We start from the raw sequence: 21,261 nt of genomic DNA, 5'->3' as shown, positions 1-21,261 counted from the left end.
CTGTATTTAAACTAACATGAATCAGCAATAATACTTAATTATTTGTTGGTAATAACTAGATAACGAAATTTTTATCTTGTTATCAGTACGATTTTCTTACCTCAAAATAGATCCCCTAATTAGGCGATTTGATATGAAGGGTGCTCTTCATATGAAATGAATGCCACCCTTTTATTACATTATTTGAGGCCACATTTATTATCAAACCAAGATAACAACTCTGTATAAAACTCTTTTTTATGATCGTAGAAAAGCGTATCAGAAAAGTGATCAGCATCTTCTAGCTCAATATATTTAAAGTCTTTTTTGTACTTTTCAAGCTCAGATACAAAGTCTCTACTGTGTTTTACTGGAACACGACTGTCGATATCGCCATGTACAACCAGTATAGGAATATTTACTTTATTTACTTGCTCTACAGGAGAGACACCAGTAATAGTAGGGCGTTGTAAGATACTTAAAAAGCGATTTTCGTTAAGAGTTGCATTGATACGACTCAAATCACTTACACCCGCACCGGCAACAACACATTTATATATGTTGTTTTCACGCATAGATGCAGCAAATGCAGCATAACCACCATAACTCCAACCAAATAAAGCAAGCTTATCTTTTGTTGCTAAACCTTTATCTATTAAATATTGTGCGGCGTCGTCTAAATCATCTTGTTTTTTCAAGCCCCAGTTATTATCACCGGCTACCCAATGCTCCAAACCGTAACCTGTAGAACCTCGGTAGTTTGGTTGAATAACTACGTAACCATGATAGGCGAGTAACTGTGCCCAGTCATCAAATACAACAGAGTCACGAACCCAAGGACCACCGTGAGGGAGTACTATTGCGGGGTAAGGACCTTTAGTTGCAGGAATAGTTACGTATGCTTTTATTTTACGTCCATCTCTTGCTTTATAGGAGATATATTTAACGGATCCCAATTTGCTTTTATCAATAAACGGAAGGCGATCACCAATCTTAGTTAACTTCTGTTTATTAGTAACAATGTAATAGCTGCCAGGGTTATCGTCAGCAGATACTCTCACTACTAATACATTATCGTTATCAGAGCTACTGATGATTTGTACAAATTTACCTTTAAATAAAGACGCAACAGATTCGTTAAGTGCTTGCAGGTTAGGATCTGTGAAATAAAACTTAGGTTGCTTAGTTGTATAGCGAAAGCCTTGTAAGGTGCCGTCGGTATCAAGTATTACACCATCGGTATCTACAGACTTAAGACCAAATTGACGTTCAGAATACTGACCTGTTTTAATATTATAAATATAAATGCCAGTCGTATTTTCGCCTAAGTTGGCATTAACATAAACTTCGTTAGGGTTACCTTTCGCAAACCCTAAAATCTCAAAGTTTTCACGCTTTTTAGGACTAACTTGCTTAATTACTTTCCAATCATCATTACCTTTATCTCGGGCATAATAATCGATTGCGTTATCAGACTTATTCCAACCTTGGGCTATTCTTATTTCACCGTCGTAATCAGAAACGAATGAGCCTGATACTTTTTCATTTCCGCGCATTACAGTAACGCTTCGTCCAGTATTAATATTAAAGCGCACTACATCTGGAATGTAGTTATTATTAATATCAACCTCTACTAATACTTCATCTTTTTTGTCAGGCAGTATATTTATTATATTAAATTGAACATTTCGTTTTTTCTTAAATGGTAATAGCCAGTCGCCTTTACCATCTGCATCGGTTATTGCAAACTTATTAACCCAGTATTTGCGACTTCCATCTTCTAATATTTGCCTAAACATAACGCCAAGTTTTTCATCGTTTAACCATACGATTGAAGATATCAGCATTTTATCAGCGCCTAATCTTACAGGCTCTGCATCTAGGTTATTTGGATCTCTTATCTCAATTATATAGTCACCATTTTTAGTAGTCGCTCTTAAAATAGCAAGCTTCTTACCATCAGGTGATGCTACAACACTGCGTATAGCAGATGACATTGAGAAAGCATCAATACTGCTTACTTGTGCCGCATCTTCAGTTTCGCTATTAGCAAAAGAAGATAGGCCTAGTAGGGTTAATCCTACTAATATTCTTTTTTTAAATTTCATTTTTATTCCCTCAAAAAAAATGGCCTAAAATTTTAGGCCATCTGGATTGAATATTTACTCAGCCAATTCTAATTAAAAAGAAGCTGTAAAACTGATGTATGGGCTACGACCTGAAGTGTCATAACCAACACCTAGAGGGATATTAGTGTTTGAAAAAGAACCACTTGGATCTACTTTAGGAGGAGCTTCATTAAACACGTTACGAACACCAAAGTTCACTTTATAAGCATCGTTAGACCAGGTCATACCGATGTTATGTACAAAGTAGTCATCGGTGAAACCAACTGGGCGACATTTAAGTGCTTCACCGTTTGCGTCAGTTAAACCACGACAACCTGCAGTGCCTTCTTCAAATTCTCCTAAATCATCCTCATCTTCACGACCTTTACCGATGAAACGCGTTTCCCAGTTAAATCTAAAATCAGAGTATTTAAGTTGTAAGCGAGCGGTACCACGCCATTCTGGAGAATCTGGTTCGCCCATATTGTCATCAATAGTACCAAGCACGTCAAAAACTTGTTCTGTCATGCGAGTAGCTTGAAGATCTAGTGTAATACCTAGGTTTTCTTCTGCGATTACTGTATCTGTTTCAAAGTAGATATTGTAATCAAAACCTTTAGATGAGATTAAACCAATATTGATAAAGCTAGCATCAACTAAATCAATTTGACCATTTTCATCACGCCCGATACGGCTACAGAAAGCATCATTACCATCAGCAGAATAACACTGACCAATACTGTAACCAGCGCTTGGTTCTGCAATACTATTCGTTACTTCAATATCAAAACGAGTTAATGACATTGTTAAATCAAATGCATCAGTGAACGGTTGTTCAAAGATAAAACCATATGTTTTAGCCACTGATGTTTCAGGACTAAGCTCAGTTGTACCGCCAGTTTCAATCTCAGCGCTGTAAGCTGCAGTGTATGAGTCAGTTCCATTTTGACCTAAACCAAGAGTAGTTGGATCAATACCTGATGCTTGACAAGCGTTTAGTACAGCTGTATCACGTGTTTCTTCAGCTGCATTATATGTAGCTGCTGAACCTGGGTTCAATGGGTCGATATTACGAGCATCTTCTGGAACAACACATGGATCGGCAACTGTATTAAAACCAGACGTACCGTTTAAGAAACGCTCGCGTAGGTTAGGTGCTCTGTACGAAGTACCTTTTGTTGCACGTAGAGTAAACCACTCAACAGGACGGTAAATTGTTTTAAGACTATAAGTTGATTCTGCATCGTAGAAAGATTCTTCAGAAACACGGCCAGAAGCTGTAAATGTAAGTTCTTCAGCGCCTTTAACACCTTTAAGTAAAGGGAATTCAACTTCTGTGAATACTTCCTTTAAGTTACGTGAGCCATCAGCGCCTTGGTCAGCAAAGTAACCCCATAGTAGGCCTTGAGATGCAGCAGCATTTGGATTTGATTCAATTTCATCACGACGATATTCAACCCCAACGATACCTGCAACAGTTTCGTTGTTCCATGGTAATGCGAAGAAATCACCACCCATGAATGCATTGAAAACAAACTGGTTTACTTTAGTTTCGATGTCGCGGTCGATAAATAAATAAGCAGCTTCTTCAGGTGAAAGCGTACCGCCACCTTCTTGATAAATACTATCTGCAAATAAATTAACAGGAACACATCCATCAGAACCGGTACCACAGGTAACAGTACCATCATCATTAAGAACAGCGGTTTCTAATGAGTTAATTAAGCGCTCTTCATCAATACCAACACGGTGGTCAGTACCTTTTGATGCGCTGTACGATACAGATGCGTCGTAGTACCAATTGTCTAAGCCGATGTTTTCAAACATACCAAGATTACCAGTAACACCAGTAACTAAGCGATATTGTGAAACTTCAACCTCAGTTTGATCACGGTCACCACGAATATTGATGATTGGCTGAACGGCTTCTGGTCCACCAGGGCCCACACCTAACACGCCAAAACAGTCAATACCGTTTGTTCCACAAGGGTTATATGGGTTTGATGCCGCTACTTGTTGGAATATCTGTGCACCTGGGCTAAAAATTGGTGATTTACGACTAGCGTATAAACCTTCGTAGTAGAAAGTTGTATCGTTATCATCTTGGAAGTTATATTCACCATTAAGCATTAGTGAAATACGTTCATTTTTACTTCTGTAATCACCGCTTTTGTAGTAATCAGATTGTTGGAAAGCGTATAGAGGGTCTTGGAAATCAACGTCACGGAAACCATCGCCGTTACCATCTACAAATACACCATCATTGATACCATCGCCATCAAAATCGCCCGCTACCCATGAAGGTAAAAATCCTTCAAGACTTGATGGTACAGTTGATTCACTGAAGTTTGGAATACCAGTGTTTGTAAAGTCAGGTGTATAATAAACACTACCAAAGAAAGATGGTACGCTAATACGGTTTGTTAGAGGGAAAATGTCACATGAATCTTCACCGCTTGCTACAGGACCATAGCCACTGTTTCGGGTTACGATACTGCCATCTTCAGCTTCCCAAATACGCTCTTCACACCCTTTAACAAAAGGGTTGCCAGCTAAAGATTGAGATTTCTGTTCTGAATATTCAACACCAACGGTGATAAAACCATTATCCATGGTTTTGCCCCACATACCCGAAAGTACAGTTTCTTCACCGCCTTCACCTTTAGGTTGACGGTAAGATGCATCAAAAATAAAGCCTTCAACATCTTTTTTTAATATTACGTTAGCTACACCCGCTACCGCATCAGAACCATAAACGGTTGATGCGCCATCAAATAAATTCTCTACACGCTCAATCATTACACCTGGTATCAAGTTCAAATCAGGTGAAGTTGGCGCACCACCTACACCTGCGGGAGCCATTCTTCGACCGTTGATAAGTACAAGAGTACGCTCAGCACCTAAACCACGAAATCCGATTGTTGCAGCACCTGGACCGTTATCTAGTACAAAACCACCAAATGTATTATCTATTTGAGCACCAGCCGCTTGGCTGGTTGACTGGAGCATTGAACCTGCATCAAATAAACCCATTTCACGAGATAAGTCACCGTTGATAATTTGAATTGGCGATGCATTTGAAAATTCAGCTTTTCTTATACGCGAACCTGTAACAACAATTCGCTCTGGCGCTTCTTCTTCTAGTTCAACGTCTGAGTTTAAGTCATTTTCTTGGGCTAGCGCGTTAGGCGCTAAGGCTACAGATCCTAGCAATAAAGAATATCTTATTGCATTTGATAGTGCTTTAGTTTTAAACATATGTAAATCCCTGAGATATTATTGTTATTTAAGCTATAAATCATAAATTAAACAAAGTGAAATATAGCATCACAATAAATTTACATTATTGAAACTAAATAGTAAATGCGGTTAATGGTGAGTAACTACGCAATAGGTGCTGAAACAGTCAGTTTTGGGCCTTAAAAGTGATTTTTTTCGCTAATTTTTTTTTAATTGTCTGTTTTTAAATGGTTTTCTTATTTGTAAACGAATGTGAATGGATGTAGTCGGCATATACATGGAAAGAGAAGGCTCAGCTTGACTTTCTAGGAATGAGAATAGGAGGCAACAGGGTGCTTTGAACTTCTTCACCACGTATCAGTTTTAATAGGTTCTCTACTAACATTTGCCCAGCAATAGTGGTGTTTTGCTCTATTGTAGTTAGTGGTGGGTTTACATAACTTGCAATGGCTATATTATCAAAGCCGACTACCGCAACATCTTTCGGAACGTTAATATTTGCTTCTTTAAGTGCGCGTATAGCCCCTATAGCAATTAAGTCACTTGCAGCAAATAAGGCGTTAAATTTAATATTATTAGCAATTAGTGAGCGTGTGGCGTGATAACCTGATTCTTCAGTAGAGATAGCATTAGCCATTTTACGTTCATTTATTTTAACGTTGTTAGCCAATAGCTCATCTTTAAAACCCTGAAAACGACTAAAAAATTCGGGGCTGTGATCAGAAGCATCACCAATAAAAGCGCAATCAGTTCTGCTATGCGCAATAAAGTGCTCAGCGGCGAGCTTACCGCCACCGTAGTTATCACAACAAACAGTTAAATCGGGACGGTTATCTACCGTTGCACCCCAGCAAACAAACTTAGTGTTTTGTTCAAGTAAGGTGTTAAATTTTGGTTGGTAATCAATGTAATCGCCATACCCGAGTAAAATAATGCCATCAGCTCTGTGGCTGTCTTCGTAGTCTGCTTGCCAATCAGCACTGGCCGATTGAAATGAAACTAATAAATCGTAACCTTCTTTAGCGCAAGCACGGGTAATACTGCCAAGCATGGCTAAAAAGAAAGGATTTATTTGGGACTCGTCAGAAGTGGGATCTTCAAACAACAATAATGCAAGCGTACTACTTTGTTGAGTGCGAAGGTTACTCGCATTTTTATCAACTTTATAATTAAGCTTTTTAGCTATATCGAAAACACGCTTGCGTGTTTCTTCATTAACAAGGTGGCTGTTACGTAAAGCGCGAGATACAGTCGATTGAGATACCCCTGCATAGTGGGCAATATCAAATGAGGTAGCTTTACCTTTCATTGTTACAACTTAATTAAATTGATAAATAATTGTGTCATTTTCGTTTATTGATGAATAATTTCAAGCTTTTTGTGAATTAACGTATATTTTTATTGATAAATTCCTGACACCGGTGTCATAATGTCAGTGTTTTATCATTTTGTTGTCAAAACGTATTCGCTGTCTATATCTTTATAGGCAGCATTTTTTACTGTGATAGCTACTTTGAGGTGATAGCTCAAAGTATAAATAACAATGGTACACCATTGTAAAATAATAAGCATGAGTCGCTTAACAAAAGAGATAATACTATGAGCCCAAACGCTTCTGCCCAATTTGATCCCATCTTAGTTGCTGATGTCGGCGGCACTAATGCCCGCTTTGCTTTAATAACTGCTTTTAATGAACAGACTAACCAATTTATAATAGAGCACATTAATATTTTTCCTAGTGCCAACTTTGGTTCTCTTGAAAGTGCGCTCGAGCAATATTTACAAACAGTCCCACATATTGCACCCAAACGCGCATGTTTAGCCGTTGCAGGGCCAATAAAAGCCGGGCAAGTGCATTTAACCAATTTAGGTTGGCATTTTAGCGTCAGTGAATTTAAAACTCATTTTGATTTACAACAACTTGAAGTCATTAATGATTTTGCTGCCTTTGCTTACGCTGCCCCTTACTTAGATCCTAAACAAAATGTCATTGTTAAATCAGGTCAAGCTGATGATAACGCAAACATTGGTGTTATAGGTCCAGGTACTGGTTTTGGTGCCGCGTGCTTAGTTAGAACGTCTCAATCTACCGCAGTGCTAAGTTCAGAAGGGGGGCATATATCACTTGCACCTGTTAATGAACTCGATACTTTATTATTAAATGAGTTACGTAAAGATCATCCCCATGTTTCTATCGAAACAGTTTTTTCAGGTCCTGGCATAACGCATTTATACAAAGCAATGTCTGCGGTTAAGGGTGTAACAGCTAAAAATTTAGATGCCGCACAAATTAGCAGCCTTGCAAATAGTGGTGAATGTGATGTGTGTGATGCAACCTTAAACCAGTTTTGTGATTGGATTGGCAGTGTTGCCGGTGATTTAGCGGTTGTTTATGGCGCGTTAGGTGGATTATTTATTGGCGGTGGAATACTACCTCGTATGCAAGCGAGACTTCTTGAGAGTCGTTTTGTTGAACGATTTTCGCAAAAGGGTATTATGTCGCAGTACGCAGGACAAATCCCTGTAACACTCGTAACACAAGACAACATACCGCTTATTGGCGCTGCTGCGTGTTTACACAATAGCAAATAGGGCTTTGGTCTTACAGGTTGTATTTGGATAATGGACAGATGAAAAAAGTAACCATAAATAGTGTAGCAAGCCATGCAGGGGTTTCTAAAAAAACCGTCTCACGCGTGTTAAACAATGAGCCTAATGTAAGTGCCGCCACCCGAGAAAAGGTGCTTGCGGTATTTAAAGAGCTTGATTACACCCCAAATCCAATTGCACGAGGTCTTGCTCAAAATCGTAGCTTTATTATTGGCTGTTTATACGATAACCCAAGTAAAAGTTATATTACCCGAGTGCAAACGGGCGCCTTAGAAGCGTGTAAAGAAAACAACTATAATTTATTGATACACCCTTGTGAGTTTCGTGGTGAAGCACTTATAAATAATATTGAGCAATTACTACAGACTTCTCGATTAGATGGCATTGTGCTAACACCTCCTTTTGGTGATTTTGCTGAGCTTGCTTCTTTTTTAAAATCTAAAAAAATTCCTTATGCAAGAGTTGCTTCAGCTTTACTACAAGATGATTCAATTTCAGTGCGTAGTAACGACGAGCAAGGCGCATTTGAGATTACCGAGCATTTAATTAACCTCGGTCATAAATCTATAGCCTTTATTAAAGGGCACCCGGATCACAGTGCCACGCAACAACGTTTTAAAGGTTACAGGCGTTCACTTGCAAGCCATGGTATAGAATTTGATGAGCGCTTAGTCGAGGAGGGTAACTTTAGTTATCACTCGGGTGTAGATAGTGCACGCAGCATATTAGATTTATCCCCTAGGCCAACCGCTGTATTTGCATCAAACGATTACATGGCGGCTGCCGTACTTAAATTAGCAACTCAGCGCCAATTAAAAGTGCCTGATGACATTTCAATAGCTGGGTTTGATAATGCGCCCATTGCACGTCATATTTGGCCTGGGTTAACAACGATTGCACAGCCCGTTGAAGAAATGACTAAACAAGCCGTAACGCAACTTATTTCACACATAGCTCAACCACAAGAGCAGCCGTATCAGGTAACGCTTGAGTCGCGCTTGATTACACGCGAGTCTACCTCAGCAATAAAATAGTGAGTTTAAAACACTTTCACAGTAGCCCGAATATGAGTGACGCTTATTCGGGCTTTTTTACTCTGAACTTGCTAAAACATGGTTTGTGCCTAAAAATCAATTAGGTCATTATTCGGTCATGTTAAAATATTAAACTATTTTTGTTACCCGGGGTTGACACCGGTGTCATTGCTATGCGTTAATACAGTGACACCGGTGTCAGGGTTGTTGTGAGAGGCTCCCTGGTAGCGTACCTTTGAACGGGTAAATCAAAGATGCTCAGTACAGTTATTTACGTGGAGTCTGTAGTTGCTACTGAGCCTTTATCCTCTAACTAATAGAGATGAGTTAAATTATGTTACATCCTCGTATTCAAGAAGTTACCCAGCGCATTATCGAACGCAGTAAAAATACCCGTCAAGATTATTTAGATCGCATTTCGCACGCAAAAAAACAAACAAGAGTTCGTGCCGGTTTAGGTTGCGGAAATATAGCCCATGTTATGGCTGCATGTAGCAGTGATGACAAAGCGCGCTTAAAGGCTGATGAGCAGCCAAATCTTGCTATTATCAACTCATACAACGACATGTTATCGGCTCATGTGCCATATAAAGACTACCCAGATTTAATTAAAGACATTGCTACCAAATTCGATGCTACAGCACAAGTTGCTGGTGGCGTTCCTGCAATGTGTGATGGTGTTACGCAAGGGCGTGACGGCATGGAACTTTCACTTTTTTCTCGCGATGTAATTGCTATGTCTACAGCAATATCTCTTTCGCACGATGTGTTTGATGGCGTTTTTTGTTTAGGTGTTTGTGACAAAATCGTCCCGGGTTTATTAATTGGTGCATTGTCGTTTGGTCATTTACCTGTGTTCTTTTTACCAGCAGGTCCAATGCAATCAGGTATTCCGAATAAAGAAAAAGCACGTATTCGCCAAAAATTTGCACAAGGTTTAGTAAGCCGCGAAGACTTATTAGAAGCTGAAAGCGCGTCTTATCACAGCGCTGGTACATGTACGTTCTACGGTACTGCCAATTCAAACCAAATGTTGATGGAAATAATGGGCTTACACCTTCCAGGTAGCTCGTTTATTAATCCTTACACTGAGCTTCGCGATGGTCTTACAGGTAATGCTGTAGAAACAATGCTTAAGCAACTTACAGATGATAAAGAAAGCCCGTGTTTAGCCGATGTGATCAGCGAAAAAACGATTATAAATGGTTTAGTGGGTCTGCTTTCTACAGGTGGTTCTACTAACCATGCAATCCATATTGTTGCGATAGCAAAAGCTGCCGGCATTCAGGTTACGTGGAAAGATATGTCTGACTTATCAGAAGTTGTACCACTTCTTACACGTATTTACCCTAACGGCTCAGCTGATGTAAACCACTTTCAAGCAGCTGGCGGTATGGGTTTCTTAATGCGAGAACTAGCAAGCGCTGGTTACTTACATACAGACGTTAAAACAATGCTTGGCGATGGTTTAGCACCATACATGACAGAGCCTCGTTTAGATAAAGACGATAGCTTGATCATGAGCGACTCAACTGGCCCAACTAAAGTTAAATGGGTAGATTGCCCAGCAAACTCGCACGATGAAGAAGTACTTCGCCCAGTGAGTAACCCATTTAGTAAGCAAGGTGGTCTGCAACTTCTAACTGGCAACTTAGGTAAAGCTGTTATCAAAGTGTCAGCGGTTGCTGAAGAACATCAAACCGTTACTGCTCCTGCAAAAGTATTTAGCTCACAAAGTGCTCTTCAAGATGCATACACTCGTGGCGAATTAAACCAAGACTTTATTGCCGTGCTAAAAGAGCAAGGCCCTAAAGCGAAAGGTATGCCAGAGCTACACAAGTTAACGCCAGTAATGGCAACGCTTCAAGATGAAGGCTTTAAAGTAGCCATTGTTACTGACGGTCGTATGTCGGGTGCATCAGGTAAAGTACCTGCTGCTATTCACTTAGCACCAGAGGCAGTAGAAGGCGGCATTATTGCTAAAATCCGAGAAGGCGATTTAGTGACGCTTGATGCGCCAAACGGAATCTTAAAAGTACACGTTAGCGACGAAGAGCTTGCTAAGCGTGAAGCAGAACTTAGCCTGCCAAGTGCAACATTTGGTACAGGTCGTGAATTATTTACTGGATTTAGAAATATCGTAAGCAGTGCCGATTTAGGCGCGAGTGCTTTTGGACTTGAATAAATATTAGCCATACTGGGTAATGAGGAACAAGTAATGAGTATTGAAAAAATCTTAGCATCGGCACCCGTAGTGCCAGTGGTTGTAATCGAAAAATTAGAAGATGCAGCACCACTTGCAAGAGCTTTATACAACGGTGGCTTAAAAGCCTTAGAAATAACACTACGTACACCCATTGCTGCAGAAGCTGTAAAGCTAATGAAAGCAGAAGTACCTGAAGCCTATGTAGGTACTGGTACGGTAGTAGATAAGGCAAGTTTTGATCTTTCGGTTGCTGCTGGTGCAGATTTTATGGTGAGTCCAGGTGTTAGTGATGAGCTTATTGCTTTAGCTAAAACATCAGATATACCATTTTTACCAGGCGCTGCAACTGCAAGTGAAGTTATGCAACTTGCGTCGCATGGTTTTAAGTATTTAAAATTCTTCCCAGCAGAAGCTGCAGGCGGAACAGCTATGCTTAAATCAATCGGTGGCCCATTACCACATATTACTTTTTGCCCAACTGGCGGCATTAGCCTAGCAACTGCTCCTAATTATTTAGCGCTTAACAACGTTATTTGTGTTGGTGGTACGTGGATGCTAGATAAACAACTAATTGAAAATAAAGACTGGCAAGCAATTGAAGCGCTTGCTCGCCAAGCAAGTGAACTTAAATAGGAGTCTAAAATGATTAATGTAGCAATTAACGGTTACGGCCGTATCGGTAGAAATGTTTTACGTGCACTTTATGAGTCAGCCCAAAACAGCGAAATTAAAATTGTAGCAATTAACGATTTAGCACCAGCTAACGTAAATGCACATTTAACGCAATATGACTCTGTTCATGGTCAATTTTCAAAAAAAGTAACACTTGAAAACAACACTATGCTAATTGGGGATGACGTAATTACGTTAACGCAAGAGCGTGACCCTGCAAACTTACCGTGGAAAGAGCTAAACGTAGATATCGTTTTAGAATGTACTGGTTTTTTCACTAAACGTGATGACGCCGCTAAGCACATTACTGCAGGCGCTAAAAAAGTAATCGTATCTGCTCCAGGTACTGGTTTAGATGCAACAGTAGTGCATGGTGTAAACAGCGACGTAATTAATGCTGACAGCAATATCATTTCTAACGCTTCTTGTACTACTAACTGTTTAGCGCCAATTGCAAAAGCAATTAACGACACAGTAGGTATTGAGCAAGGTAGCATGACGACTATTCACGCTTACACCAACGATCAAAACTTATCTGACGTTTACCACCCAGATTTATACCGTGCGCGTAGTGCAACTCAATCTATGATCCCAACTAAAACAGGTGCTGCGGCAGCTGTTGGTTTAGTATTACCAGAACTTGCTGGTAAATTAGATGGTATGTCGGTACGTGTACCTACAATCAATGTTTCTTTAGTTGATTTTACGTTTATCACTAAGCGTGATACGACTGCAGAAGAAATCAATGCAATCATGAAAGAAGCATCAACGGGTTCAATGAAGAGTATTTTAGAATATAACGAGCTTCCGCTTGTTTCTATCGACTTTAACCATAACCCAGCGTCGTCAATCTTTGATGCAACGCAAACTAAAGCCAATGGCAAACTAGTTAAAGTAATGGCTTGGTACGACAATGAGTGGGGTTTCTCAAACCGCATGTTAGACCAAGTTAAAGCATTAGGTCAGTACTTATAATTGACCTTGTAAAAGTTTAGCTTTATCCAACCAAGCCACGCATTGCGTGGCTTTTTTGCGTTTAGTTTATCTGTATATTTGCAATTCAAAATTAGAAGGGAACTATTTGTATTTTTTATACCCTAAATTTTGTTAATATGTGGGTGTGTAAATCAATGGAATTTCGTTGTATTTAATCAACTCAACGACGCAAGGAATAATAAAAATGATCAGAGCTCTATCGCGAAAAGTATTTCGCACAAATCATCTTCAGATAGGTGAGGGCAACATAAGTGGCTACATAGCCTGCTTTTTAGCAATACTGAGTTGCTTAGGCGTATTAGCGTTTCACTTTCCTGAATATTTAACCACACCAGAGCTGAGAAAAAGCTACAGCGTCGACTTTTTACGTCAGCTTATGTTTGCATCATTATTGGTCTCGGGCAGTTTAGGATTACTTAACTTTGTACGTAATACCAATAAGCGTTTAGGGGCTACAGCGTGGTTTTTTATTTTACTCGCTATTATGTTTGGCGGACCAAACGTTGAAGTAAACGAATTTGCTTCTGATACACCTTATATAGGGCTTGATTGGTTTATTTTAGATTTACTCGGCTCAACACTTATATTTATTGTGATTGAAAAGTTATTACCTCATCGTAAAGATCAAAAAATATTACGTAGCGAATGGCGAGGCGATTTAAACCACTTTTTTGTAAATCATTTAATTATTGGTTTTGTATTACTCGTTACTAACCACTTTGTGCATTATGGCTTTGGCTGGGCTGTATCATCTACAGTACAAGGTTATATAGAGCAAACACCCTTCATAGTGCAGTTGTTTTTAATAATACTCGTGGCTGATTTAATGCAGTATTGGGTGCATCGTGCCTATCACGAAGTCCCTTTATTATGGCGCTTTCATGGCGTACATCACAGTGCTAAAGAAATGGATTGGTTAGCGGGCTCTCGCCAGCATATTCTTGAAATACTCGTAACGCGCAGCTTAGTGCTCACGCCTATATTTGTACTTGGTTTTTCACAGCAAATAATTAGTTTGTACGTAATAATTGTGGGTTTGCAGGCTGTGTTTAACCATGCAAATGTGCGTGTGAAATTTGGTTGGCTAAAATATTTTATGGTTACACCGCAGTTTCACCATTGGCATCATGCGTCAGATAAAGCCGCGATTGACCGAAATTACGCTGCACATTTTTCGTTTTTAGATTATGTGTTTGGTACTGCTGTTAAAGGCCAAAAAGAGTGGCCACAAGCGTATGGTGTAGTCGGGGATTACATGCCCGTAGGTATGTTTAAACAACAGGTTTACCCGTTTAAGCGCACTAAATAAGTACGGAAAATCCGAATAAACATAAAATAAAAGCGAGCAAGGTGTTACATTTTGCTCGCTTATATTATTAATATTAAATTTATTTTAGCTCTGCTAAAAACTCAGTAAATGTAGGTCTTTGATTTAGTGTAGGTTGCATGGCACATTTTGCCATATCGGACATTTTAACAAAGAGCTCACTATGCCTATCATCGCCAGTTACCGTGCCTAATAAGTCTTCAATTAAACACCCTAATGCACGTACTTCAATTAACTCGATTTGCTTTTGTTGATAATCACTTAACATGGCTAAGTTTGTGGCTGCACCAAAATCACCAAATAATACATCAGCATCTTTGTTTATCATGGTGTTATGCGCATACACGTCGCCGTGACTTACTTTACAAATATGCAAGTGATGTAAGGTACTTACCATTTGCTGTGCAATTTTTAAAATAGCGTGAGTTGAGTAATGGCAATCATTATTAAAGGTATCACGCGTACAGGTTTCAAGGCTTGGAGGCAGGCCTAAATTAGCAAAGCTTTTATCTATTAGCTCCATTACTAAACCTAGCTGATCACTTTGCTCAATGTAGGCAAGTACTTTAATTAAATTAGCGTGATCGCCTGCTTGTAAGCAGCAATTTACTTCATCAAGCGGATAGCCGTCGCTGGTAATTGCGCCTTTAAATAATTTAATCGCTACAGCACTTTCAATAGCTTGTGCTAAATGAATAACGCCCGATGCACCTTGGCCAATAACATGACTAAGTGTGTAATCGTTAAGAGGCTTATTTTCTAAGCAACTTTTTGTAAGGCACTGAGCTTTATTAAAATCGTTACCGGCAAACGCAAGCCAAGCAAGTTTTGGCAATTCAAACAGCCAGTCGTCTACTTGTGTTAAGTTATTAGCAGAGAGCCTAACAAGCTCAAGGTTTCTACACCGCGCCATGCTACTTGGCAGTTGCTTAAGTTGATTGCCTGCAAGCGCAAGCTTTTTAAGCTGGGTGTAATTACCAAAATCTTCAGGTAATTCGCTTAACGTATTATCGGTGAGTATTAGCCACTCAATATTTTTTGGCAGGCTGTTTAAAGCAAATTCAGAAATTTGGTTACCTTTAAACGCGACCATAATTAAAGCAGGGCATTTAGCGAGCACTTTAGGAATATGCTTAAACTGATTAAACGATAAAAACACACGCTTCAGGTGTGTTAAACAGGCAAATTCATCAGGTAGTGTTGATAAATTATTATTTGATAAATCGAGAACTTCAAGCGTGTCAGCTAAGCTAAAGATTTCTTCAGGAAATGTCGTTAGCTCTTCTACCAATTGCAGGCGAGTAGCACCAACAAGTTTGCCACTTTTAAGCTCTTTAAGGGAGTTCATATTAATACCATGTTCTAAAAATGAAAAAGCCAACATAGCTGTTGGCTTAAAGTCGTTCTAACTTACTAAATCGCTCTTTAGAATTGCGCGTTATGGTAAACGTTTTGCACGTCGTCGCAATCTTCTAACATTGCTAAAAAGCGTTCCATAACTTCAACGTCTTCGCCTTCAATCGGCGTTTCAATTTGTGGCACAAAGCTAATTAGGTCTTCGTCAAATTCAGTCACGCCCATTTCTTCAAGCGCTGTACGTGTATTGTTGTACTCTGTGTGAGGAGCAAAAACAGTAACTTTACCGTCATCTACCTCTACGTCAGTTACATCAACATCAGCCATCATAAGAGCTTCAAGTACTGCTTCGTCGTCATCACCGTCAAATACAAAAATAGCAAGGTGATCAAATAAATGTGACACAGAGTTTTGAGCGCCAATTTTAGCATTTGCTTTGGTAAAACAAACACGTACATCAGCAAAGGTACGCTTGTTGTTGTCTGTTAAACAGTCAACAATAATCATACAGTTACCAGGACCGTAACCTTCGTAACGTGTTGCTGCGTAGTCTTCACCGCCGCCGCCTTTTGCTTTGTCTATTGCGCGGTCAATAACGTGTGCTGGTACTTGGTCTTTTTTAGCGCGTTCAATTAAACGACGTAATGATAAGTTACCATCTGGATCTACACCGCCGTTTTTTGCACAAATATAAATTTCTTTGCCGTACTTAGAATAAACTTTAGTTTTAGCACCCGCAGTCTTAGCCATTGAATCTTTTTTGTTTTGGTAAGCTCTTCCCATCTGCGTTTCGCCTTAATATATGTAAATAATAGAATAAAATTATAATGCGTATTCTAAAGGTAAATGCATTCAAGGGCTAGTAAGTATTAAAACAGATTAAATCGGTAACGTTTAAAAGCCATGTAAACTGTATTTTATTAATGGGATCATCGAGGGTTCTAGACGTTGGAATTATATCTATTATGTGTAAATTTAATTCAATAAAAAAGCAACCTGTATAACAGGTTGCCTTACTAAGTAATAAAAAGTAAGTGTTACTTACCAAATACGTACACGCTCATCTTCAGGAAGGTATAACGCATCGCCTGGTTTTACATCAAACGCTTTGTACCATGCATCGTGGTTACGCGGCGCTTGTGCTCTAAAGCGACCTGGGGCATGTGTGCCACCACGAAGTTGGTTAAGCATGCTTTGCTCAGTACGTTTTTCTTTCCATACTTGTGCCCACGCAAGGAAGAAACGCTGATCGCCAGTAACGCCGTCAATAACAGGCGCTTCTTTACCATTTAAACTGAGCTTGTACGCATGATAAGCCATTGATAGCCCACCTACATCACCAATGTTTTCGCCAAGGCTATTTCGACCATTAACAAAGTTACCTTCGATTGGCTCGTATTTACTGTACTGCGCAGCCAGTTGATCGGCTTTTTTGTCAAATGCAGCGCGGTCAGCATCAGTCCACCAGTTACGTTGCACACCGTTTTCGTCAGATTTTGAACCTTGATCGTCAAACCCATGACCCATTTCGTGACCAATTACAGCACCAATACCGCCATAGTTTACAGCCGGATCGGCATTTGGATCGAAAAACGGCGGTTGTAATATCGCAGCCGGAAATACAATTTCATTAAACGAGCTATTGTAGTAAGCGTTTACGCGTTGTGGCGTCATGCCCCAGCGGTTACGGTCTGTTTTTTGTAGCTCTTTTTCAACACTTTCTGCATGAAAAAATTCACGCATGTTTTTCACATTACCGATTAAATCGTTTTTAGTAATGCTTAAACCATCATAAGACTGCCAAACATCGGGATAACCAATTTTTGGTACAAATGCAGCCAGTTTAGCGCGCGCATTTACTTTAGTTTCATCGCCCATCCACTCTAGGTTATCAATACGTTCACCAAGAGCTGTACGAAGGTTTTCAACCAGCTCTGACATTTGTTGTTTTGACGACTCAGGAAAGTAACGTGCTACGTATATTTTACCAATAGCAAAACCAAGCGAACTTGTGCCCGACATTTCACTGATTGCACGCTTCCAACGAGGGCGAGGCTCTTGTTGTCCGTTTAGTTCTTTACCAAAAAAAGCAAAGTTAGTATTAAATACTTCCTCTGATAGTAAACCTGCGTTACCGCTAATAGCGTGATACGTTAGGTAGTCTTTCCATACTGCAATATCTTCTTGATTGATTAGCTCAATCATCGCTTTTATAGGTTCAGGTTGAGAGACATTTAACTGAGGTACTTTATAACCTGTTTGCGCAAAGTATAAATCCCAGTTAAAACCAGGATAAGCAGTGCTTAAATCGGCGCGTTCAATTTGGTTTAGCGTTAAATCGCGATTACGGCGCTTTTCACGAGGCCAATGACCTTGTGCAATTTTGGTTTCAAGATCAACAATTGCTTGAGCACGCTCTGCGCTATTTTCGACTCCTGCAAACTCAAGCATGTCAGCAATGTGGGCAACATAAGCTGTACGGGTTTTAACAAAGCGCTCAGCATCTTCAAGGTAGTAAGAACGATCGGGTAGACCTAAACCACCAGCACCTAGTGACATTTCATATTTATTAGGGTCTAGGCGATTAAACCACATGCCGCCGCCAAAAGGAGCTTTATTACCGGTTAACCAAGACTTACCAAACATTTCAGCTAAATCGTCGGTCGACGCTATATCACTAATTTCACTTAACAATGGCTTAATAGGCGCTACACCGAGTTTATTAAGTGTTTCGGTATCCATATAGGCATTGTAAAAATCAGCAACGAGTTTTTCTTCTGCGTTTAAGTCTTTGCGTGCTGCTATTTCTTCAATAATAGCTTTAACATCGTCTTCGCTTCGCTCAGCTAATCCAGAAAATGCACCATAGCGGGTTTTATCTGCAGGCATTTCGTAGTTGTCATACCACGTGCCGCTGGCATACATAAAAAAGTCATCGCCTGGTTTAACGGCTTCGTTACGAGCTGTTAGATCAACACCAAAACTACCTAACTCTGCTTTTTCTGTCACTGCTGCAGTGACTACTTTAGGTTGTTGCTCGTGTGTTTTTGTTGTTTGCGGCTCTGAACAACCGGTAATAAATGTGGCAGCTAATGCTGCGGCAATTAAACTCTTTTTCATTACTTACTCCTGAGTATCACTGATTGAATTAAAGCAGCAGTGAATTATTTTTATTGTTACGAATATTTAACTTATCGATTGTTATTGAAATTAATCAGACAAACAAATCTTTTGAGGTGAATCACCACAGTGCTCGATAAAACTAATATAGGAGTAAAGAGAAGGGCTAATAGGTTCTATAAACGCTTTATTTAGCTCGAATACTTGAAGGTATCCGAGCTAAGAGGGGTTACACACTATTTATTTTTTATGCTGTAGTTCCCACATACGGGCGTATTCTCCGGCGAGTGTAAGTAATTCATCGTGCTTACCTTGCTCAATAATTTGTCCGGCTTTGAGCACAATAATGGTGTCTGCATCGGTAATAGTAGATAACCGATGAGCAATAACAATACTCGTATGGTTACTGGCAACTTCACGCATTGCTGCGAGAATTGCTTGCTCAGAATGAGAGTCGAGTGCAGATGTTGCTTCATCAAAAATTAAAATAGGGGATTTTTTCAAAATAGCGCGGGCAATGGCAATACGCTGTTTTTCGCCGCCGGATACTTTTAAACCGCGCTCGCCAACCAGTGTTTTATCGCCTTTATCAAGTGTGTCTATAAAGTCTTTTAAATGCGCCATTGCAATGGCGTCGTCAATTTCAGCATCGCTTGCTGTTGGTCTACCGTAAGCAATATTTTCACGAATCGTGGTGTTAAACAACACGGTGTCTTGCGGGACTATTGCAATGGCTTTTCGTAAACTATTAAGTGTTACTGAGTTTATAGCTTGATTATCAATACTAATTTCACCGGCGCTTACATCATAAAAACGATAAAGCAGTCGCGCCAATGAGCTTTTACCAGCCCCACTGGCACCAACAATAGCTACTTTGCTGCCTGCTTTAACACTAAAGCTAAGATTATTAAGAATAGGGCGATGCGCATCGTAACTAAAACTTACATTATTAAATGTTATTTCACCTTGGCTAATATTGAGCTCTTTAGCATTAAGTGCATCGGTTATTTGTGGTTTTTTGTTAAGTAGTCCAAGCATGTTTTCAAGGTCGGTTAGTGCGCGCCTTATTTCGCGGTACACAAAACCTAAAAAGTTAAGCGGTAAAAACAATTGAATCATATACGCGTTAATCATCACAAGTTCACCAATAGAAAGCGTACCTGCAACTACCTCGGTTGAGCCCAACCACATTAAAGCGGTAATAGCACAAGCGATAATAAGTGCTTGGCCTGAGTTGAGGGCGAGCAGCGACATTCTATTTTTTAAACGGGCTTTTTCCCAGTTTGCTAAAAAGGTGTCGTACGTTTTTGCTTCAAACTGCTCATTATTAAAATACTTTACAGTTTCATAATTAAGTAGGCTGTCTATAGCGCGGGTATTACTTTGATTGTCGGCAGCATTTGCTTCTCTAATAAAGCGGTTTCTCCACTGGGTAACAACCACAGTAAAGGTAATATAAATAGCAACTGCCAATAATGTAATCAGCGCAAACCAAACAGAAAACAACGTGCCAAAAATAATCGCAACAGTCAGTATTTCAAATAAAGTAGGCACAATGTTAAACATTAAAAAACGCATTAAAAAGCTTAACCCACTTGTACCGCGTTCTATATCGCGGCTAATGCCACCGGTTTGCCTATCTAAATGAAAAGCCAGCTCAAGTGAGTGCAAATGCTTAAATACTTTTAAACCAATATCACGAATAGCGTGCTCGGTTACGCGAGAAAATACAGCATCTCTTATCTCACCTAAAAATACGCTAGCAAAACGCAGTGCACCGTACATCAATAACAATAAAGCAGGGATAACTAACAGTGGGTTAATTGACTTATCTACCGAGTCTATTATTTCTTTAAGCGCCCAAGGCATTAACAAAGTGGCACCTTTTGCGCCTATAAGCGCCATAAGTGCAATAAAAACACGGCCTTTAAATTTTGTAAGGTAGGGCCAGAGTGTTTTTACACTTTGGCGTAAATTCATGGCGTCTGGTCGTTTTTCTGTGCTTTGTCTGGGGCGCATTAGTGATCTCTGTTAAAACTAAATACTTAATTAATAAGCATTGTATTTTAAATGCTTGCCCTTATATACTACGCATCCCTTATTTTAGTTTTAAAACGTGAATGTTTAAATTTAGAGTGTTTTTAACTGCCTTTTTGCTACTTGCTGCACTTTTTAGTGTGCAGAGTAATGCTATGGGCGCCTCACAAAATTTAAATATAAATATTAGCACGCAGGTTTCGCCTACTGATATTGGCGATTTAACTAAAATACAGCCCATTACTAAGTCTGTAGATACTACGCAGCATAAAAAAACGCATCAAACCGATTTTGACGCGCACCAACCACGATTAACTGCCAATAATTCATCATTGTTTTTGCACACTGTGCAAAGTGAGGCTGAATACGATGTGGTTTTTGAATTTTTTGCTCAAAATCTTGTTAGGCATATATTTTTACGACCGAGAGCCGTTAACCGCATACAACCTTGGTATACGCTTGTGACTAATAGTAAAAAGTCGCGCTTAAGTGGCTGGAAAGACGTTAACTTACTCTACACTGCCGTAACTACCTACCACGCTTAATTTCCCTTATTTAATTTTATTAGGTTTTAAC

The 21,261-nt window shown here is 39.6% G+C and carries 14 protein-coding genes; 7 read left to right on the top strand and 7 right to left on the bottom strand.

The window, feature by feature from the left end:
• Positions 1 to 179 precede the first annotated feature (179 nt).
• The 3 genes from H5087_RS16025 to H5087_RS16015 form a co-directional block, all read right to left on the bottom strand.
• Entirely contained in the window at positions 180 to 2,087 is a 1,908-nt protein-coding gene (locus tag H5087_RS16025; protein ID WP_182672685.1) for a S9 family peptidase, read from the bottom strand.
• Positions 2,088 to 2,159: 72 nt separating this feature from the next.
• Positions 2,160 to 5,345 (bottom strand): TonB-dependent receptor, encoded by a 3,186-nt coding sequence (locus tag H5087_RS16020; protein ID WP_182672684.1) that lies wholly within the window; start codon positions 5,343 to 5,345, stop codon positions 2,160 to 2,162.
• A 274-nt stretch (positions 5,346 to 5,619) separates the two neighbouring features.
• Positions 5,620 to 6,636, bottom strand: a complete 1,017-nt coding sequence (locus H5087_RS16015) for a LacI family DNA-binding transcriptional regulator (RefSeq protein WP_024596123.1) — start codon at positions 6,634 to 6,636, stop codon at positions 5,620 to 5,622.
• 290 nt (positions 6,637 to 6,926) lie between these two features.
• On the opposite strand from H5087_RS16015, the gene glk reads away from it, so the two are divergent.
• From glk to H5087_RS15985, 6 genes are all read left to right on the top strand, one after another.
• Entirely contained in the window at positions 6,927 to 7,919 is a 993-nt protein-coding gene (glk, locus tag H5087_RS16010; RefSeq protein WP_002959751.1) for a glucokinase, read from the top strand.
• Positions 7,920 to 7,957: 38 nt separating this feature from the next.
• On the top strand, positions 7,958 to 8,971 hold the full coding sequence (locus H5087_RS16005) for a LacI family DNA-binding transcriptional regulator (RefSeq protein ID WP_002959752.1): 1,014 nt from the start codon (positions 7,958 to 7,960) through the stop codon (positions 8,969 to 8,971).
• A gap of 334 nt (positions 8,972 to 9,305) precedes the next feature.
• Positions 9,306 to 11,156: a phosphogluconate dehydratase gene (gene edd / locus H5087_RS16000; RefSeq protein WP_182672683.1), complete on the top strand. Its 1,851-nt coding sequence runs from the start codon at positions 9,306 to 9,308 to the stop codon at positions 11,154 to 11,156.
• Between the two features lie 33 nt (positions 11,157 to 11,189).
• Positions 11,190 to 11,810 carry a bifunctional 4-hydroxy-2-oxoglutarate aldolase/2-dehydro-3-deoxy-phosphogluconate aldolase gene (eda, locus tag H5087_RS15995; protein WP_002959756.1) on the top strand — a complete coding sequence of 207 codons (621 nt, stop codon included), beginning with the start codon at positions 11,190 to 11,192 and terminating at the stop codon, positions 11,808 to 11,810.
• A gap of 9 nt (positions 11,811 to 11,819) precedes the next feature.
• Positions 11,820 to 12,824, top strand: a complete 1,005-nt coding sequence (gap, locus tag H5087_RS15990) for a type I glyceraldehyde-3-phosphate dehydrogenase (protein ID WP_002959757.1) — start codon at positions 11,820 to 11,822, stop codon at positions 12,822 to 12,824.
• A gap of 205 nt (positions 12,825 to 13,029) precedes the next feature.
• Positions 13,030 to 14,154: a sterol desaturase family protein gene (locus tag H5087_RS15985; RefSeq protein WP_182672682.1), complete on the top strand. Its 1,125-nt coding sequence runs from the start codon at positions 13,030 to 13,032 to the stop codon at positions 14,152 to 14,154.
• Positions 14,155 to 14,233: 79 nt separating this feature from the next.
• Here the strand turns inward: H5087_RS15985 and H5087_RS15980 are convergent, their stop codons facing one another.
• The 4 genes from H5087_RS15980 to H5087_RS15965 all read right to left on the bottom strand — a co-directional run bounded on the left by H5087_RS15980 (position 14,234) and on the right by H5087_RS15965 (position 20,667).
• Positions 14,234 to 15,556: a leucine-rich repeat-containing protein kinase family protein gene (locus H5087_RS15980; RefSeq protein ID WP_182672681.1), complete on the bottom strand. Its 1,323-nt coding sequence runs from the start codon at positions 15,554 to 15,556 to the stop codon at positions 14,234 to 14,236.
• Between the two features lie 41 nt (positions 15,557 to 15,597).
• Positions 15,598 to 16,311, bottom strand: a complete 714-nt coding sequence (locus H5087_RS15975) for a YebC/PmpR family DNA-binding transcriptional regulator (protein ID WP_002959761.1) — start codon at positions 16,309 to 16,311, stop codon at positions 15,598 to 15,600.
• A gap of 258 nt (positions 16,312 to 16,569) precedes the next feature.
• A complete protein-coding gene (locus H5087_RS15970) occupies positions 16,570 to 18,648 on the bottom strand; it encodes a M13 family metallopeptidase (protein WP_182672680.1) in 2,079 nt (692 codons plus the stop codon).
• Positions 18,649 to 18,888: 240 nt separating this feature from the next.
• Positions 18,889 to 20,667 (bottom strand): ABC transporter ATP-binding protein/permease, encoded by a 1,779-nt coding sequence (locus H5087_RS15965; protein WP_182672679.1) that lies wholly within the window; start codon positions 20,665 to 20,667, stop codon positions 18,889 to 18,891.
• A gap of 101 nt (positions 20,668 to 20,768) precedes the next feature.
• On the opposite strand from H5087_RS15965, the gene H5087_RS15960 reads away from it, so the two are divergent.
• Positions 20,769 to 21,230, top strand: a complete 462-nt coding sequence (locus H5087_RS15960; RefSeq protein ID WP_033039295.1) for a hypothetical protein — start codon at positions 20,769 to 20,771, stop codon at positions 21,228 to 21,230.
• The last annotated feature ends 31 nt before the right edge of the window (positions 21,231 to 21,261 follow it).

Source organism: Pseudoalteromonas sp. SR43-7 (genome assembly GCF_014163785.1).
GTDB lineage: Bacteria > Pseudomonadota > Gammaproteobacteria > Enterobacterales > Alteromonadaceae > Pseudoalteromonas > Pseudoalteromonas distincta.
The sequence above is the reverse complement of the archived record's forward strand: the minus strand, read 5'-3'. Positions and strand labels throughout refer to the sequence as shown.

What these genes read in the sequence shown, in the direction of transcription:
- H5087_RS15985 (WP_182672682.1), top strand. Translation starts at nt 13,030, where the DNA reads ATGATCAGAGCTCTATCGCGAAAAGTATTTCGCACAAATCATCTTCAG.
- glk (WP_002959751.1), top strand. Translation starts at nt 6,927, where the DNA reads ATGAGCCCAAACGCTTCTGCCCAATTTGATCCCATCTTAGTTGCTGAT.
- H5087_RS15970 (WP_182672680.1), bottom strand. Translation starts at nt 18,648, where the DNA reads ATGAAAAAGAGTTTAATTGCCGCAGCATTAGCTGCCACATTTATTACC.
- H5087_RS15975 (WP_002959761.1), bottom strand. Translation starts at nt 16,311, where the DNA reads ATGGGAAGAGCTTACCAAAACAAAAAAGATTCAATGGCTAAGACTGCG.
- H5087_RS15965 (WP_182672679.1), bottom strand. Translation starts at nt 20,667, where the DNA reads ATGCGCCCCAGACAAAGCACAGAAAAACGACCAGACGCCATGAATTTA.
- H5087_RS16005 (WP_002959752.1), top strand. Translation starts at nt 7,958, where the DNA reads ATGAAAAAAGTAACCATAAATAGTGTAGCAAGCCATGCAGGGGTTTCT.
- H5087_RS15980 (WP_182672681.1), bottom strand. Translation starts at nt 15,556, where the DNA reads ATGTTGGCTTTTTCATTTTTAGAACATGGTATTAATATGAACTCCCTT.
- H5087_RS15960 (WP_033039295.1), top strand. Translation starts at nt 20,769, where the DNA reads ATGTTTAAATTTAGAGTGTTTTTAACTGCCTTTTTGCTACTTGCTGCA.
- gap (WP_002959757.1), top strand. Translation starts at nt 11,820, where the DNA reads ATGATTAATGTAGCAATTAACGGTTACGGCCGTATCGGTAGAAATGTT.
- H5087_RS16025 (WP_182672685.1), bottom strand. Translation starts at nt 2,087, where the DNA reads ATGAAATTTAAAAAAAGAATATTAGTAGGATTAACCCTACTAGGCCTA.
- edd (WP_182672683.1), top strand. Translation starts at nt 9,306, where the DNA reads ATGTTACATCCTCGTATTCAAGAAGTTACCCAGCGCATTATCGAACGC.
- H5087_RS16015 (WP_024596123.1), bottom strand. Translation starts at nt 6,636, where the DNA reads ATGAAAGGTAAAGCTACCTCATTTGATATTGCCCACTATGCAGGGGTA.
- H5087_RS16020 (WP_182672684.1), bottom strand. Translation starts at nt 5,345, where the DNA reads ATGTTTAAAACTAAAGCACTATCAAATGCAATAAGATATTCTTTATTG.
- eda (WP_002959756.1), top strand. Translation starts at nt 11,190, where the DNA reads ATGAGTATTGAAAAAATCTTAGCATCGGCACCCGTAGTGCCAGTGGTT.